The sequence below is a fragment of the Pseudomonas sp. GW821-FHT11G12 genome (assembly GCF_058808055.1).
This window is the reverse complement of the sequence record NZ_JBXARH010000001.1, coordinates 174519-189470: the sequence shown is the minus strand read 5'-3', so window position 1 is coordinate 189470 and position 14952 is coordinate 174519. Positions and strand designations below refer to the sequence as shown.

The 14952-nt window shown below is 62.3% G+C and carries 13 protein-coding genes and 1 pseudogene; 7 read left to right on the top strand and 7 right to left on the bottom strand.

Annotated features, from left to right (window positions below; genetic code table 11):
• Window positions 1-141: 141 nt before the first annotated feature.
• Both ctpM and AC1RR7_RS00790 read right to left on the bottom strand, forming a co-directional pair.
• The gene (gene ctpM / locus AC1RR7_RS00795; protein WP_493066558.1) at window positions 142-1824 is read right to left on the bottom strand and encodes a methyl-accepting chemotaxis protein CtpM; all 1683 of its coding nucleotides are present in this window, start codon (window positions 1822-1824) and stop codon (window positions 142-144) included.
• Between the two features lie 125 nt (window positions 1825-1949).
• Window positions 1950-3269: a Na+/H+ antiporter family protein gene (locus AC1RR7_RS00790; RefSeq protein ID WP_096821997.1), complete on the bottom strand. Its 1320-nt coding sequence runs from the start codon at window positions 3267-3269 to the stop codon at window positions 1950-1952.
• 314 nt (window positions 3270-3583) lie between these two features.
• On the opposite strand from AC1RR7_RS00790, the pseudogene AC1RR7_RS00785 reads away from it, so the two are divergent.
• Window positions 3584-4873, top strand: a pseudogene (locus AC1RR7_RS00785) (cache domain-containing protein); the annotation flags it as partial.
• 102 nt (window positions 4874-4975) lie between these two features.
• Window positions 4976-5731 carry a methyl-accepting chemotaxis protein gene (locus AC1RR7_RS00780; RefSeq protein ID WP_404943238.1) on the top strand — a complete coding sequence of 252 codons (756 nt, stop codon included), beginning with the start codon at window positions 4976-4978 and terminating at the stop codon, window positions 5729-5731.
• Window positions 5732-5771: 40 nt separating this feature from the next.
• On the opposite strand, the gene AC1RR7_RS00775 is transcribed toward AC1RR7_RS00780, so the two are convergent.
• Genes AC1RR7_RS00775 through AC1RR7_RS00760 form a run of 4 tightly spaced genes read right to left on the bottom strand, consistent with a single transcriptional unit; the run spans window position 5772 to window position 8373 of the window.
• Window positions 5772-7085 (bottom strand): ATP-binding protein, encoded by a 1314-nt coding sequence (locus AC1RR7_RS00775; RefSeq protein WP_493155728.1) that lies wholly within the window; start codon window positions 7083-7085, stop codon window positions 5772-5774.
• Window positions 7082-7750 carry a response regulator transcription factor gene (locus tag AC1RR7_RS00770; RefSeq protein ID WP_096822000.1) on the bottom strand — a complete coding sequence of 223 codons (669 nt, stop codon included), beginning with the start codon at window positions 7748-7750 and terminating at the stop codon, window positions 7082-7084. The genes AC1RR7_RS00775 and AC1RR7_RS00770 overlap by 4 nt, the downstream gene beginning before the upstream one ends.
• Before the next feature lie 3 nt (window positions 7751-7753).
• Entirely contained in the window at window positions 7754-8065 is a 312-nt protein-coding gene (locus AC1RR7_RS00765; RefSeq protein ID WP_249489970.1) for a PepSY domain-containing protein, read from the bottom strand.
• Complete coding sequence (locus AC1RR7_RS00760) at window positions 8065-8373, bottom strand: PepSY domain-containing protein (protein WP_493155726.1); 309 nt, start codon at window positions 8371-8373, stop codon at window positions 8065-8067. The genes AC1RR7_RS00765 and AC1RR7_RS00760 overlap by 1 nt, the downstream gene beginning before the upstream one ends.
• Window positions 8374-8518: 145 nt before the next feature.
• Here AC1RR7_RS00760 and AC1RR7_RS00755 point away from each other — a divergent pair, with 145 nt between their 5' ends.
• From AC1RR7_RS00755 to codA, 5 genes are all read left to right on the top strand, one after another.
• Complete coding sequence (locus AC1RR7_RS00755) at window positions 8519-9598, top strand: patatin-like phospholipase family protein (protein WP_493073184.1); 1080 nt, start codon at window positions 8519-8521, stop codon at window positions 9596-9598.
• Between the two features lie 86 nt (window positions 9599-9684).
• Window positions 9685-10041, top strand: a complete 357-nt coding sequence (gene queD / locus AC1RR7_RS00750) for a 6-carboxytetrahydropterin synthase QueD (RefSeq protein ID WP_007955941.1) — start codon at window positions 9685-9687, stop codon at window positions 10039-10041.
• A gap of 85 nt (window positions 10042-10126) precedes the next feature.
• Window positions 10127-10939, top strand: coding sequence for an alpha/beta fold hydrolase (locus tag AC1RR7_RS00745; protein WP_493155724.1), 813 nt, complete (start codon window positions 10127-10129; stop codon window positions 10937-10939).
• 175 nt (window positions 10940-11114) lie between these two features.
• The gene (gene codB / locus AC1RR7_RS00740) at window positions 11115-12386 is read left to right on the top strand and encodes a cytosine permease (RefSeq protein ID WP_102622361.1); all 1272 of its coding nucleotides are present in this window, start codon (window positions 11115-11117) and stop codon (window positions 12384-12386) included.
• Between the two features lie 13 nt (window positions 12387-12399).
• Window positions 12400-13641, top strand: coding sequence for a cytosine deaminase (gene codA, locus AC1RR7_RS00735; protein WP_493155722.1), 1242 nt, complete (start codon window positions 12400-12402; stop codon window positions 13639-13641).
• Window positions 13642-13784: 143 nt separating this feature from the next.
• On the opposite strand, the gene AC1RR7_RS00730 is transcribed toward codA, so the two are convergent.
• Window positions 13785-14777, bottom strand: coding sequence for a diaminopimelate epimerase (locus tag AC1RR7_RS00730; RefSeq protein ID WP_493155720.1), 993 nt, complete (start codon window positions 14775-14777; stop codon window positions 13785-13787).
• Window positions 14778-14952 lie beyond the last annotated feature (175 nt).

Below are 14952 nucleotides of genomic sequence, written 5' to 3'. Positions count from 1 at the left end.
TATTTAAGAAATGCACCGACGTGAGCGATTAGCTTTGAATCCATAATCGACTGGTTTTTTCAGGTCGATGTATGACGCAAGACACTGCGGTCAGTCCCCTCTCCCTCCGGGAGAGGGTTAGGGTGAGGGGGCTTTCAGGGGTCAGATACGGAACTGCCCAACCAACTTACCCAGCCGCTGCCCCAAATCCGCCAGACTCCGCGAAGTCTGCGCCCCCAACTGGGTCTCATCCGCCACGTTATCCACCGCCACCGCAATCTGATGCACGCTGCGGTTGATCTCTTCGGCCACGGCCGTCTGCTCTTCGGCGGCGCTGGCGATCTGGGCGTTCATCGAGTTGATGGTCGCAATCAGATCCGCCATAGCGTCGAGCGACGCCCCCGCCTGATTGGCCTGGGCCGACGTGCCGTCACCCGCTTCACTGGAACGGCGCATCGCCTCGACCGCCGACTGCGTACCGGCCTGCAAGCGATCAATCATCCCCTGAATTTCCTGAGTGCTGATCTGCGTGCGTGAAGCCAGCGCCCGCACCTCGTCCGCCACCACCGCAAACCCGCGCCCGGCCTCACCGGCCCGCGCCGCTTCAATCGCGGCGTTGAGTGCCAGCAGGTTGGTCTGTTCGGCGATCGAGCGGATCACCCCGAGCACGCCGACAATCGACGACACGTCCTGCTGCAGGCTGTCGAGGGACACGCCACTGCTGCGGATGTCGTCCACCAGCGCATGAATCTGCTTGATGCTGCCGGCCACCACGCGTTTGGCGGTCTGGCCTTCTTCGTCGGTCTGCTGTGCAGCGACGGCGGCGTTCTGTGCGCTCTTGGCAACTTCCTGCGCAGCGGCGGACATTTCGTTGATTGCCGTGGCGACCTGATCGGTCTCGTGGCGCTGACGTTCCATGGCCTGATCGGAGCGCTGGGCCTGATCCGAGACCTGGGTTACCAGACCGGTCAATTGCGAGGTCATCTCGGTGATTTGCCGCACCAGGCCGTGAATCTTGTCGACGAAACGGTTGAACGAACCGGCCAGTTCGCCGAGTTCGTCCTGGCTGGTGATGGTCAGGCGACGAGTCAGGTCGCCCTCACCCGCGGCAATGTCGTCGAGGTTGGCTTTCATCAGGGTCAGCGGCCGCAAAATGGTATTGGCCAGCACCAGCCCCGCCACCGCGATCAGCAGCAACACGATTACCGCCACGCCGACGATGCTCAGCACCACGCCTTCCATTCGGTCCTGAACCTGGGCCTGAACCAGCGCCACTTGCGCCTCGATGCCGTCGAGGTTGACCGACGTACCGAACGCCATGTCCCACTTCGGCAGGTATTCGGTGTAGCCGAGTTTCGGCACCAGCACTTGCGCGTTACCCGGCAGTGGCGAGCTGTATTGCAGGTAGTGAGTACCGTCCTTCGCCACCTTTACCAGATCGCGGTTGACGTAGACGCCGTTCGGGTCGCGGTTGTCCTTGAAGCTCTTGCCCACGCCGTCAGGGTCGGTGGACTTGAACAGGCGCACAGTCTCGGAGTCGTAGCCGAAGAAGTAGCCGTCCTTGCCGTACTTGATGCTCGACAGCAGTTTGATCACCTGCGCCCGCGCGTCGGCGTCACCGGGGGCGGCAGCGTCGTACAGCGGTTTGATGGTGGTCATGGCCACGGCGACATAACTGGCCAGGGTGGCCTTGGCGTCGCCGAGCAGGCGTTCGCGGGTCTGTTCGACTTCCTTGTGCGCCTGCTCCTGGAGGATGAACAGCGTGGTCAGGCTGATCACCAGCGCAAAGAGCAAGACCGGAAGGACGGCAAGGGACAGGACTTTAGCCTTGAGACTCAGGCGCATGGGTGCTCACTCTTTTGGTTTTATTGGCGTGGTTAAAGGCGTTAACGGCACGCGAAAGCAAAAGTTGAGCTGGGTCTTAACCAGATCGTTACCACTCACTGAGCAGTAACGATCCGGTTTGGGCCTTACAAGACCATCGCGGCCATCCAGCCCGCCGCCAGCAACGGCAGGTTGTAGTGCAGGAAGGTCGGCACCACGGTGTCCCAGATGTGGTGATGCTGGCCGTCGATGTTCAGGCCGGAGGTCGGGCCGAGGGTCGAGTCCGAAGCTGGCGAACCGGTGTCGCCCAGAGCACCGGCCGTGCCGACGATGCAGACAATCGCCATCGGGCTGAAACCCAGCTGCACGCACAGCGGCACGAAAATCGCCGCCAGAATCGGCACCGTGGAGAATGAAGAACCAATACCGATGGTCACCATCAGCCCCACCAGCAGCATCAGCAGCGCGCCAATGGCCTTGCTGTGATCAATCTGCGCCGCTGCGCTTTCGACCAGTGTGCGCACCTCGCCGGTGGCCTTCAGCACTTCGGCAAACCCTGAGGCGGCGATCATGATGAAACCGATCATCGCCATCATCTTCATGCCTTCGGTGAACAGGCCGTCAGTCTCGCGCCACTTGACGATGCCCGACGCCGAGAAAATCAGAAACCCGGCCAGCGCCCCGATAATCATCGAATCCAGCAGCAACTGAATAATGAAGGCTGCGGCGATAGCCAGGCCGGCGATGCCGATCGTCATCGGGTTGTAGGCGACGCTGACCTGCTCCACCTGTTCGATCTTTTCCAGGTCGTAGACACGCTTCTTGCGGTAGCTGAAGAACACCGCCATCAACAGGCCGAACACCATGCCCGCCGCCGGGATCGCCATCGCATGCATGACGTTGACCTGGCTGATGTCCACGCCGGCCTTGCTGACGTTGGCCAGCAGGATCTGGTTGAGGAAGATGTTGCCGAAGCCGACCGGAAACACCATGTACGGCGTGATCAGGCCGAAGGTCATGACGCAGGCGATCAGCCGGCGATCCAGTTGCAGCTTGGTCAGTACATATAGAAGCGGCGGCACCAGCAACGGAATGAACGCGATGTGGATCGGCAGGATGTTCTGCGAAGCAATCGCCACCACCCACAACAGACCGATCAGCAGCCATTTGACGCTGCCGCCCCCGGTCGCATGCTGGCGATCGACCATCGCCAGGGCCTTGTCGGCCAGCGCATGGGCCAGGCCAGACTTGGCAATCGCCACCGCGAAAGCACCGAGCAACGCGTAGGACAACGCCACCGTCGCCCCGCCGCCCAGGCCACTGTTGAACGCCTTGAGCGTGGCGTCGATGCCCAGGCCGCCAGTCAGGCCACCGACCAGCGCACCGACGATCAACGCGATCACCACATGCACACGGGACAGGCTGAGGATCAGCATGACGCCGACCGCAGCAATCACTGCATTCATTTCACTACCTCAAAAACACGACGGTAAAGCCATTCACCGCCAGACAGGATGAGTCCGGCCGGCAAGCCACGAGGGTCGCCAGCGGATTTGCATAGAGGGTCTTATTAGAAGGGCGCGCACTGTGCCGCAGAGCGGGCGCAGTGTCAAAGCGACCGGTCGCGACACTGTGTAACTTTCCATGATCAAACTGCGAACGATGGCATATCCGCCACAACGTGCGTCAATTCGCCATATTGCATTTGCGCCATAAAGAAAGTCGAAACGCGGCCGTTACAGTGCAAAGTCTCAGATATTTATCGAATAAGGACGTCTCCATGTCGCTCAGACAACTTTCCATCCAATGGAAAATCACCCTGCTCGCCGGGCTCTGCCTGGCCGGTATCGTGACCCTGTTGGTGGGTCTTTCGCTGTATCGCATGGAGCACAGTTCTGAACTGGTGAAAGCTTCGAGCATGGAAATGCTCACCGAGTCGGCCCAGGCTCGCATCGAATCCCAGGGCGAAGTTCAGGCGGCAGGCATTCGCCAGCAGTTCATGAACGCCTATCAATATGGCCACGGCTTCTCGCGGCAGGTGCTGTTCCTGCGCGAACAGGCCGAGAAGCGCTTCCTCGATGCCTTCGACCTGCGCGAAGACATGACGCGTCAGGTGAAATCGGCGCTGCAGGCCAACCCGGAATTGCTCGGCCTGTCGCTGGTGTTCGAAGCCAACGCGCTGGACGGCAAGGATGAACTGTTTGCCGGCCAGGCCGAACTGGGCAGCAACGACAAGGGCCGCTTCGCCCTGTACTGGTCGCAGCCGACCCCGGGCAAGGTCACCTCGATGGCGCTGCCGGAAAGCGACATGGCCGACACCAGCACCGGCCCCAGCGGCCAGGCCGCCAACGCATGGTTCACCTGCCCGCGCACCACGCTCAAGCCGTGCGTGATCGAGCCGTACTTCTATGTGATCGACGGGCAAAACGTGCTGATGACCAGCATCGTGTTCCCGCTGATGGTCAACGGCAAAGTCATCGCCTCGCTGTCGGTGGACATCAACCTCAACAGCCTGCAAGCGATCAGCCAGGGCGCCAGCAAAAAGCTCTATGACGGCCAGACCGCCGTGAGCATCATCAGCCCTGCCGGCCTGCTCGCCGGTTACAGCCCGGACGCCAGCAAACTCAGCCAGCGCCTCGACGCCGTGGACACCACCAGCGGCGCTGAATTGCTGCGCCTGCTGGCCTCGAGCAAAACCGTCAGCAGCCTGCACAGCAATGCGCAATTGAAAGTGCTGTCGCCGTTCCAGCCGATTCCCGGTGGCCCGTCGTGGGGCGTGCTGCTCGATGTACCGGAGAAAGTCCTGGTCAGCCGCGCCGAAGCGCTCAAGCAGCAACTGGATGCCAGCAACACCTCGGGCACGCTGATCGAACTGAGCCTGGGCGTGCTCGCCGCGCTGGTCGGCCTGCTATTGGTGTGGCTGATGGCACGTAGCGTGACCAAGCCGATCCTTGGCGTGGCCCACATGCTGGAAGACATCGCCAGCGGCGAAGGCGACCTGACCCGTCGTCTGGCCTATGACAAGAAAGACGAACTCGGTCAGTTGGCCGGTTGGTTCAACCGCTTCCTCGACAAGCTGCAACCGATCATCGCCGAGGTGAAACGCTCGGTGCAGGACGCGCGCAACACTGCCGACCAGTCCTCGGCCATTGCCACCCAGACCAGCGCCGGCATGGAACAGCAATACCGTCAGGTCGATCAGGTGGCCACCGCGTCCCACGAAATGAGCGCCACTGCCCAGGACGTGGCCCGCAGCGCCGCGCAAGCGGCGGAAGCCGCCAAAGATGCCGATCGCGCTACCCGTCAGGGCCTGACCGTGATCGACCGCACCACCGCCAGCATCGACCACCTCGCCGCCGACATGAGCGCGGCGATGATCCAGGTCGAAGGCCTGGCCGCCAACAGCGAGAAAATCGGCGCGGTGCTGGAAACCATCCGCGCCATCGCCGAGCAGACCAACCTGCTGGCGCTCAACGCTGCCATCGAAGCCGCCCGCGCTGGTGAGGCCGGTCGTGGCTTTGCGGTGGTCGCCGACGAAGTGCGCAACCTCGCCCGCCGCACCCAGGAATCGGTGGAAGAAACCCGCCAGGTGATCGAACAACTGCAAAGTGGCACGCAGGACGTGGTCGGTTCGATGGGCAACAGCCATCGTCAGGCTCAGGGCAGCGTCGAACAGGTCGGCCAGGCCGTGACCGCGCTGCGCCAGATCGGCGATGCGGTGACGGTGATCAGCGACATGAACCTGCAGATCGCCAGCGCCGCCGAAGAACAGAGCGCAGTAGCCGAAGAGATCAACAACAACGTGGCGACGATTCGTGATGTGACGGAATCGCTGTCGGGGCAGGCGAATGAATCGGCGCGGGTGAGTCAGTCGCTCAATAGCCTGGCGAATCAGCAGCAGAGTCTTATGGATCAGTTCCGGGTCTGACGCTAAAACCCGCTCACCACAGATCCCTGTGGGAGCGGGTTTAACGCCGAGGCAACTGAATCTCTACCTTCAACCCACCCCACTCACTTTCGCCAAGCACCAAAACCCCGCCCCACGTCTCGACAATATCCCGCACAATCCCCAGCCCCAACCCATGCCCATGGGTCTGCTCATCCAGCCGCGTCCCCCGACTGAACACCTGAGCCCGCTGCGCCTCGGGAATCCCCGGCCCGTCGTCTTCCACACTCAGAACAAAGCCTTCAGCCGTCTCGACCACGCTCAGGCGCACCTCGGCATCCGCCCATTTGCAGGCGTTGTCCAGCAGGTTGCCGAGCAATTCCAGCAAGTCTTCACGGTCCCACGGCAATTGCAGCCCGGTCGGCGCGACGTAGCTCAATGCCAGGTGTTCGCCGTGGATCATGTTCAACGTCGCCAGCAGCCCCGGCAGTTCCGCATCGCAATCGAACAGCGCCCCCGGCAACGCATCGCCGGAGAGTCGCGCACGATTGAGCTCGCGGTTAAGCCGTTGCTGCACCTGTTCCAGTTGTTCCTTGAGGATCTTGCGCAACTCGGGATGAGCATCGAGCTTTTCGTTCGAGGCCAGGCTCAGCAGCACCGCCAACGGCGTTTTCAGTGCATGCCCAAGATTGCCCAACGCGTTTCGCGAGCGCTTGAGGCTGTCTTCGGTGTGCGCCAGCAAATGGTTGATCTGCGCCACCAGCGGCTCCAGTTCCGCCGGCACCTGTTCATCGAGTTGTGAGCGTTGGCCCTGCTGCAACTGGGCGATTTGCTCGCGAGCCTTTTCCAGTGGACGCAAGGCCCGATGCACGGTCAGCCGTTGCAGGATCAGGATCAGCAACAACCCGGCCAGCCCGAGCCCGAGCCCGACCTGACGCATGCGCTGGAAGCTCTCGCGCACAGGTGTGTAATCCTGGGCCACGCTGATCGAGATCGACTGGCCGAGCCGTTTGTAATCCGAGCGCAGCACCAGCAGTTGCTGACCGTCCGGCCCCAGTTGCAGATTGCTGTGCAGGCCTGGCCGTTCCAGCAGCGGCAGTTCCTGATCCCACAACGAACGGGAGCGCCAGTGACTCTCGGCGAAATCGATGCGAAAGTAATGCCCGGAAAACGGCCGCTGATAGGCCGGCGACAAGTGCCGCTCGTCCAGCTGCAAGCCTTGCGGGCCGCGCACCAGTGCCACCAGCAAGCTCTCGCTGTCGTTGCGCAGGCCGGCTTCGAGGTAACGCTGCAACCCCACTTCGAACAGCCACAGGCTGGTTTGCGCCAGCACCAGGCCGACGATCACCATCACGCTGATCAGACCCAGGCTCAAGCGGCGCTGGATCGATCTCACGAAGCTTGTCCGCCGAACAGATAACCCTGGCCGCGACGGGTTTCGATCACGCTTTTGCCGAGTTTGCGGCGCAGGTGGTTGACGTGGACTTCAAGCACGTTGGAGTCGCGCTCGGTTTCACCGTCGTAGAGGTGTTCGGCGAGGTGGCTTTTGGAAAGGATTTGCTCCGGGTGCAGCATGAAGTAGCGCAGCAGGCGGAACTCGGCGGCGGTCAGTTGAATATCGGCGCCGTCGCGCACGACGCACTGGCGGCCCTCGTCCAGATGCAGCCCCGCCGACTTGAGCGTCGGCTGGTTGGCCTGCCCCTTGGAGCGGCGCAGCAGCGATTGAATGCGCAAATGCAGTTCTTCCGGGTGGAAGGGTTTGGTCAGGTAATCGTCGGCACCGGCCTTCAGGCCTTCGATGCGCTCGGCCCAGGAATCCCGGGCAGTGAGGATCAGCACCGGCGTCGCCAGCCCACCGGCGCGCCATTGCGCCAGCACTTCAAGGCCCGGCACGCCCGGCAAGCCAAGGTCGAGAACGATCAGGTCGTACGGCTCGCTGCGGCCCTGATAAACCGCATCACGGCCGTCCGCCAGCCAGTCCACGGCGTAGCCCTGGCGTTGCAGGCCGGCGATCAGCTCATCGGCCAGAGGAACGTGGTCTTCCACCAGAAGCAAACGCATCGGTCAATCTTCCTTGTCTTTCAGTAAACGGCCGGTGGCGGCCTCGAGATGCAGCTCGCGTGTCACACCGTCGACGGTCAGCAACTCGACTTCGTAAATGTAGACGTCGTGTTTTTCTTCCAGCTCGACTTCCAGCAGTTTCGCGCCGGGGTAGCGATCCAGCGCGTTATGCAGCACCTGCTCCAGCGGCAGAATCACCCCCTGCTGACGCAGGCGCAGGGCCTCGTCCTGGTCGAGGTCGCGGGCCACCACCGCCGAGCAGACAATCAAAAGCGCCAACGCAGTTCGACTGGCGGCGCGAGCATTAAGCTTCATTACGTATCCTGATGATCCTTGAGCACTTGCCCGCTGACGGCGTCCAATTCCAGATCCCATTCCAGCCCCTGCGGATCACGCAGATCGACCTGATAGAGATACTTGCCGTACTTCTCCTTCAGTTCGGAGTCGGTAATGGTGGAACCCGGATGCCTGGCCAGCGCCGTGGCATTGAGCTTCTCGAAGGGCACGATAGTACCAGCGTCGTGCAAACGTTGGGCTTCGTCCGGCCCTAGATCGCGTGCATGGGCCAGGCTGACGCCCAGACCGATGAACGAGGCGAGGCTCAGGGCAGTCAGGGTTTTCATGGTGTCTCCGTGTTTTATGTGTCGCTACGGTCGGCACCATAACGGTGCGAACTTAACTGAAACTGAATGGCCATCATCGGGCCCGCTCCTGCAGGGCTGGCAACATGTGTTTATAATTCTTCGCTTGCTAACGATCGAGACCGGTATGACAGCCATCCACATCAAGTTCCCTGCCCTCACCCTCAAGGCTGGCCCGCGCGCCATGGCACGCATTCGTGCTCAAGGCCTGAACGCCGCCGACGTCGGCACGCTGCCCGGCGCTGCCGGTGGGCCGAAGGCGTTGGGGATTCAGGGGCTGGATCTGGCGCTGTTCGGCGAGTGGCTGCCGGCCGCACCGCGCGAGCGCTCGCTGATCGGTGCGTCGGTGGGCTCCTGGCGCTTCGCCAGCGCCTGCCTGCCGGATGCCGCCGAAGGCATTCGTCGCCTCGGTCATCTGTACACCGAGCAAAACTTCAACAAAGGCGTGACCATCGGCGACGTCAGCCGCAGTTCGCAGCGCATGCTCGATGACCTGCTTGACGGTCGCGATGCCGTACTGCTCGACAACGCCCATTACCGCTTGAACATCATGGTGGTCAAAAGCCACGGGCGGCTGGCGGACGATCATCGCGGCCGGCTCGGGCTGGCGCTGGGTTCAGTGATCGCCGACAACCTGCGGGGACGGGCGCGGCTGTCGCGGCACTTCGAACGGCTGATCATCCACGACCCGCGCCTGGCGCCGCCGGTGCATGCGCTGAATGACTTCCCGTCGCGCTTTGTTGCCCTCGATGCCGGCAACCTGCGTCAGGCGCTGCTGGCGTCCGGTTCGATCCCGATGGTCATGGAAGGCGTGCGCGACCTGCCGGGCGCCGGAGCCGGCACGTTCCGCGATGGCGGTCTGCTGGACTATCACCTCGACCTGCCCTACAACGGCGACGGCATCGTGCTCTATCCGCACTTCACCGACCGGGTGATTCCGGGCTGGTTCGACAAGACCCTGCCCTGGCGCAAAGCCTCGGTGGAACGCTTGCAGGACGTGCTGTTGCTCGCGCCGTCCAAGGAATACCTGGCGCGCCTGCCCTACGGCAAACTCCCCGACCGTAACGACTTCAAACGCTTCATGGGCGATGCACCGAGCCGGCAGAAATACTGGCGCGCGGCGATGGACGAAAGTCGCCGGCTGGGCGACGAGTTCCTCGAACTGACTGCCAATGGTCGCCTCGCCGAGCGCTTGCTGACCCTTTAGTCAGCACAGCCGGGGACAAGCTGGTAAACTCGCCGCCTGCCCGAATTCGCTGCGGCGAACGCCATCTCAACAGAGCTGAAAACACTGTGGAAATCTTCAAGGAATTTACGTTCGAATCCGCCCACCGCCTGCCCCACGTACCGGACGGCCACAAGTGCGGACGCCTGCACGGTCACTCGTTCAAAGTGGCGATTCACCTGAGCGGCGACCTCGACCCGCACACCGGCTGGATCCGTGATTTCTCCGAGATCAAGGCGATTTTCAAGCCGTTGTACGAGCGTCTGGACCACAACTACCTGAACGATATTCCGGGCCTCGAGAACCCGACCAGCGAAGTGCTGGCCAAGTTCATCTGGAATGAGTTGAAGCCCCTGCTGCCGGAACTCAGTGCGATCCGCATCCACGAGACCTGCACCAGCGGTTGCATCTATCGCGGCGAGTAAATCCAGCGACACCAAAAAACCACCGAGACCGGTGGTTTTTTTACGCCTATGCTTTTTGGCTCGAACCCGCCAAGAGGACAGGCCCATGACGGACTGGCTGCTGGATCAGGTCTTTGACTTCAACGGGCGACAGATTCGCCACGGGGTGCGCGGCGACGGCCCGCCGCTGGTTTTCGTGCACGGCACACCCTTCTCTTCCTACGTGTGGCACCGCATCGCGCCGCATTTTTTCGCCAGCCATCGGGTGCATTACTTCGACCTGCTGGGCTACGGGCGGTCCGAGCAACCGGACGCCGATGTCTCCCTCGGCGTGCAAAACGAATTGCTCGCGCAACTGCTGGATCACTGGGGCCTGCAACGCCCGGACGTGGTTGCCCACGACTTCGGCGGCGCCACCGCCCTGCGCGCGCATCTGCTCAATGGCAAGGATTACCGCACCCTGACGCTGATCGACCCGGTGGCGCTGACACCCTGGGGTTCGCCGTTCGTGCAGCACGTGCGCCAGCATGAAGTGGCGTTCAGCGGCCTGCCCGATTACATCCAGCGCGCCATCGTCCCGGCCTACATTCGCGGGGCGATTCATCGTGACATTCCGGATGATGAACTGGCGCCCTACGTGCAGCCGTGGCTGGGCGATCTGGGGCAAGCGGCGTTCTACCGGCAGATCGCGCAGATGGACCAGCGCTACACGCTGGAAGCGCAGCCGCTGTACCCGACGATTCGCTGTCCGGTGCAGATTCTCTGGGGCGAAGAGGATCAGTGGATTCCCATTGAACGCGGCCGGGCCTTGCACCAGATGATCCCCGGATCGCAGTTTCATCCGATCCCGAATGCCGGGCATCTGGTACAGGAAGATGCGCCTGAAGCCATCGTTGCTGCACTGCTGCGGTTCCTCTGATCGAATCCCATGACCTTGTGGGGGACGCCCTGCTCCCCCATGGTTCGGCAAGGCGCCAAATGCACTGCTTTCGCGCCGATCATCCGTGTCTCGTCTATAAATACCCGCAACATTGCGTTTGGCACGACCGCTGCAACCTCTTCGCGTCCTCCCCTTTCCAGCAAGGAACGCCCCCATGACGCAGAACGATCCCGGCAACGATTACCCCCTCAGTGAAGTCCCGATGCACGCACGCAAAGGCCTGGCCTCCACGGCGATGGTGCTGCTGGGATTCACCTTCTTCACCGCGACCATGTTTGCCGGCGGCAAGCTCGGCGTTGCATTCAATTTCGGCGAAATGCTCGCCGTCATCGTCATCGGCAACCTGCTGCTCGGCGTGTACGCCGCAGGCCTCGGTTACATCGCCTTCAAGAGCGGCCTGAATTCGGTGCTGATGGGACGTTTCTGTTTTGGCGAAGTCGGCAGCAAACTCAGCGACCTGATTCTCGGGTTCACCCAGATCGGCTGGTACGCCTGGGGCACTGCGACGGCGGCGGTGGTGCTCGGCAAGTATTTCGACCTGAACGAAGGCACGGTGCTGGGGCTGATGGTGCTGTTCGGCCTGGTGTTCTGCGCCACGGCGTATGTCGGTTATCGCGGCCTGGAGATCCTGTCGTACATCGCGGTACCGGCGATGATGTTGCTGCTGATGCTGTCGATGTGGGTCGCGACCGTGAAAGTCGGCGGCCTCGACGGATTGCTCAGCGTCGTACCCAGCGGTTCGCTGGATTGGTCGACCGCTATCACACTGGTGTTCGGCACCTTCGTCAGCGGCGCGACCCAGGCCACCAACTGGACGCGTTTTTCCCGCTCGGCGCGGGTCGCGGTGCTGGCCAGCCTCATTGGCTTTTTCATCGGCAACGGACTGATGGTGCTGATCGGCGCTTACGGCGCGATCGTCTATCAACAACCCGACGTGGTCGAAGTGTTGCTGTTGCAGGGCTTCGCCATGGCGGCGATGGCGATGCTGTTGCTGAACATCTGGAGCACCCAGGACAACACCATCTACAACTTCGCCGTCGCCGGTTGCAATCTGCTGCGTACCGGACGCCGCAAGACCGTGACCCTGGTCGGTGCCGTGATCGGCACGGCACTCGCGTTGCTGGGCATGTACGACATGCTGGTGCCTTATCTGATCCTGCTCGGCACGGTGATTCCGCCGATTGGCGGGGTGATCATGGCGGACTTTTTCTTCCGCTGGCGCGGTCAATATCCACGTCTTGCCGATGCGCGCCTGCCCGCGTTCAACTGGCCGGGCCTGGCGGCCTACGCGGCTGGAACCGTCGCTGCGTTCGGCTCGCCGTGGGTCGCGCCGCTGGTCGGCATCGCCGTTGCCGCGTTAACGTATATCGCAGTGACCGGCCTGCTCGGCGCCCGCAACGCGGCCGCCCCTCTACAAGATCTATAAAAGGATTCGCCCGATGCACATCATCAACGCCCGACTGCGCAACCAGGAAGGTCTGCACGAATTGCACCTCGAAGATGGCCTGATCCGCAGCATCGCGCGCCAGACCGAAGCGCCGACCCTGGGCCCCGACGACCTCGACGCCGGCGGCAATCTGGTGGTGCCGCCCTTCGTCGAACCGCACATTCACCTCGACGCCACCCTGACCGCCGGCGAGCCACGCTGGAACATGAGCGGCACGCTGTTCGAAGGCATCGAATGCTGGGGCGAGCGCAAGGTCACCATCACCCAGGAAGACACCAAGGCCCGGGCGAAAAAAACCATCCAGACCCTGGCCGCCCACGGCATCCAGCACGTGCGCACCCACGTCGACGTCACCGACCCGCAACTCACCGCGCTCAAAGCGATGCTCGAAGTGCGCGAAGAAAGCCGTCACCTGATCGACCTGCAAATCGTCGCGTTCCCTCAGGAAGGCATCGAGTCGTTCCGCAATGGCCGCGAACTGATGGAAGAAGCGATCCGCATGGGCGCGGACGTGGTCGGCGGGATTCCGCATTTCGAATACACCCGCGATCAGGGCGTCAGCTCAGTGAAGTTTCTGATGGACCTGGCCGAGCGCACCGGTTGCCTGGTGGACGTGCACTGCGACGAAACCGACGACCCGCATTCGCGCTTCCTCGAAGTGCTGGCCGAAGAGGCCCGCAGCCGCGACATGGGCGCGCTCGTGACGGCCAGTCACACCACGGCGATGGGTTCCTACGACAACGCCTACTGCGCCAAACTGTTCCGCCTGCTCGGGCACTCGGGGATCAGTTTTGTCTCCTGCCCGACCGAAAGCATTCACCTGCAAGGGCGCTTCGACAACTTCCCGAAACGCCGGGGCGTGACCCGCGTCAACGAATTGCTCGAAGCCGGCATGAACGTCTGCTTCGGTCAGGACTCGATCGTCGACCCGTGGTATCCGCTGGGCAACGGCAACATCCTGCGCGTGCTCGAAGCCGGGCTGCACATCTGCCACATGCTCGGTTACCGCAACCTGCAAAGCGCACTGGACCTGGTCACCGACAACAGCGCCAAGGCCATGCACCTTGGTGAACGCTATGGTCTTGAACAGGGTCGCCCGGCGAACCTGCTGATTCTGTCGGCGGACAGCGATTACGAAGTGATCCGCAGCCAGGGCCTGCCGCTGTATTCGATCCGTGGCGGCAAGGTGTTGATGAAGCGGCAGATGCCGGTGGTGGAATTCGTCGAGGGTTGAGCCGTGGTTATGGATCGGGCCGGCCTTATCGCAAAACGATAGAGCCGGCCTGTCAGATCTGACAGGCGACAACCGCAGCGAACCAGCTCACAGTGAAGTCCAAGGGATCCATCGTTCCCGGGGGGACGATCATGAAAGGGACTTCACCTTTTTGTCTGATGCGCGGTGCCGAACAGACGCACGCCGCTCAGTTCACAGTCCTGTTCCTCCAGTAAAATCGGCGCAGTCCCGCCCGGCATCACCACCTTCACTTCTCCCGCCGACACCCAGCCCACCCGCCATGCTGCGCTCGCCACCGCACTGGCGCTGGTGCCGGAGGACGCCGTCGGGCCTTCGCCGCGTTCGAAAACCCGCGCAACAATGCGTTGATCGCCTGCGCGCATCGCCCATTGCAGATTGACCCCGGCCTGGCACGGCTGGCCGGCGCCGACGGGGGTGGCATAGGCGATTGCGGTCAGACTGTCCGCCAGTGGCGGTTCAAGCATCCGCTCGTTGCTCGGCAGTGCCGCTTCATCCTGCACCAGCGTCACGCAGTGGGGATTGCCGATGCGTACGAACTGACTGTTCGCCCAAGCGGGATCGATCTGCACCAACGGCCGAACACGACTGACTTCCACACCGTTGAACGGCACAGGTTCAACACCGAGCGCACCGACGGCTGCCGGACCGAATCCGGGTTGCCCGAGATCCAGCCAGAAGCCTTGCACGCCCGCCACCTCAGCCGGTTTGACCGAGGTCGGCACGGGCGACGGCGCATCCTGTTTGTCGTGATGCACCTGCAGTGGTGCGCCCTCTTTCGGCATCAACCCTTGTTCAAGCAGCGCCTGGGAGAAAATCGTCAAGCCGTTACCGCTGCGCTCGGCCAGCGTGCCGTCGGTATTGACGATCAGCAGATCGAAGGGTGGCGACGATTGAAACGGGCCGATCAGCAAGCCATCGCTACGATGGTGCTTGGCACCGGCGGGACGAATCGCGTCAGGCCATTGGCAGAATGTCTCTATGGCCTGCTCGCTCCAGAAGGCTCTGGATGAAGCGGCGTCTCCGGCACTGGCCGGCAGGTCGATGCCCGCCTCACGCACCTGTCGGGGTGAAACCACACCATAGATATTGCCGCGGGCATCGTAGAACTTCGTCATCTGTTTTCCTGCGCTGAGGCTCCTGTCAGCGCTCCACTCTACTGCCTGACGGGATCGACAATCACCTGGAAATATCAATAAAAGTGATATCACTTTGCCAAGAAATATCTCGTAGCAACTTCAAGCAGCCCTTATAAACCGTGGCCTTCAGGGTATGTGCGCAACTTTTTGCGCA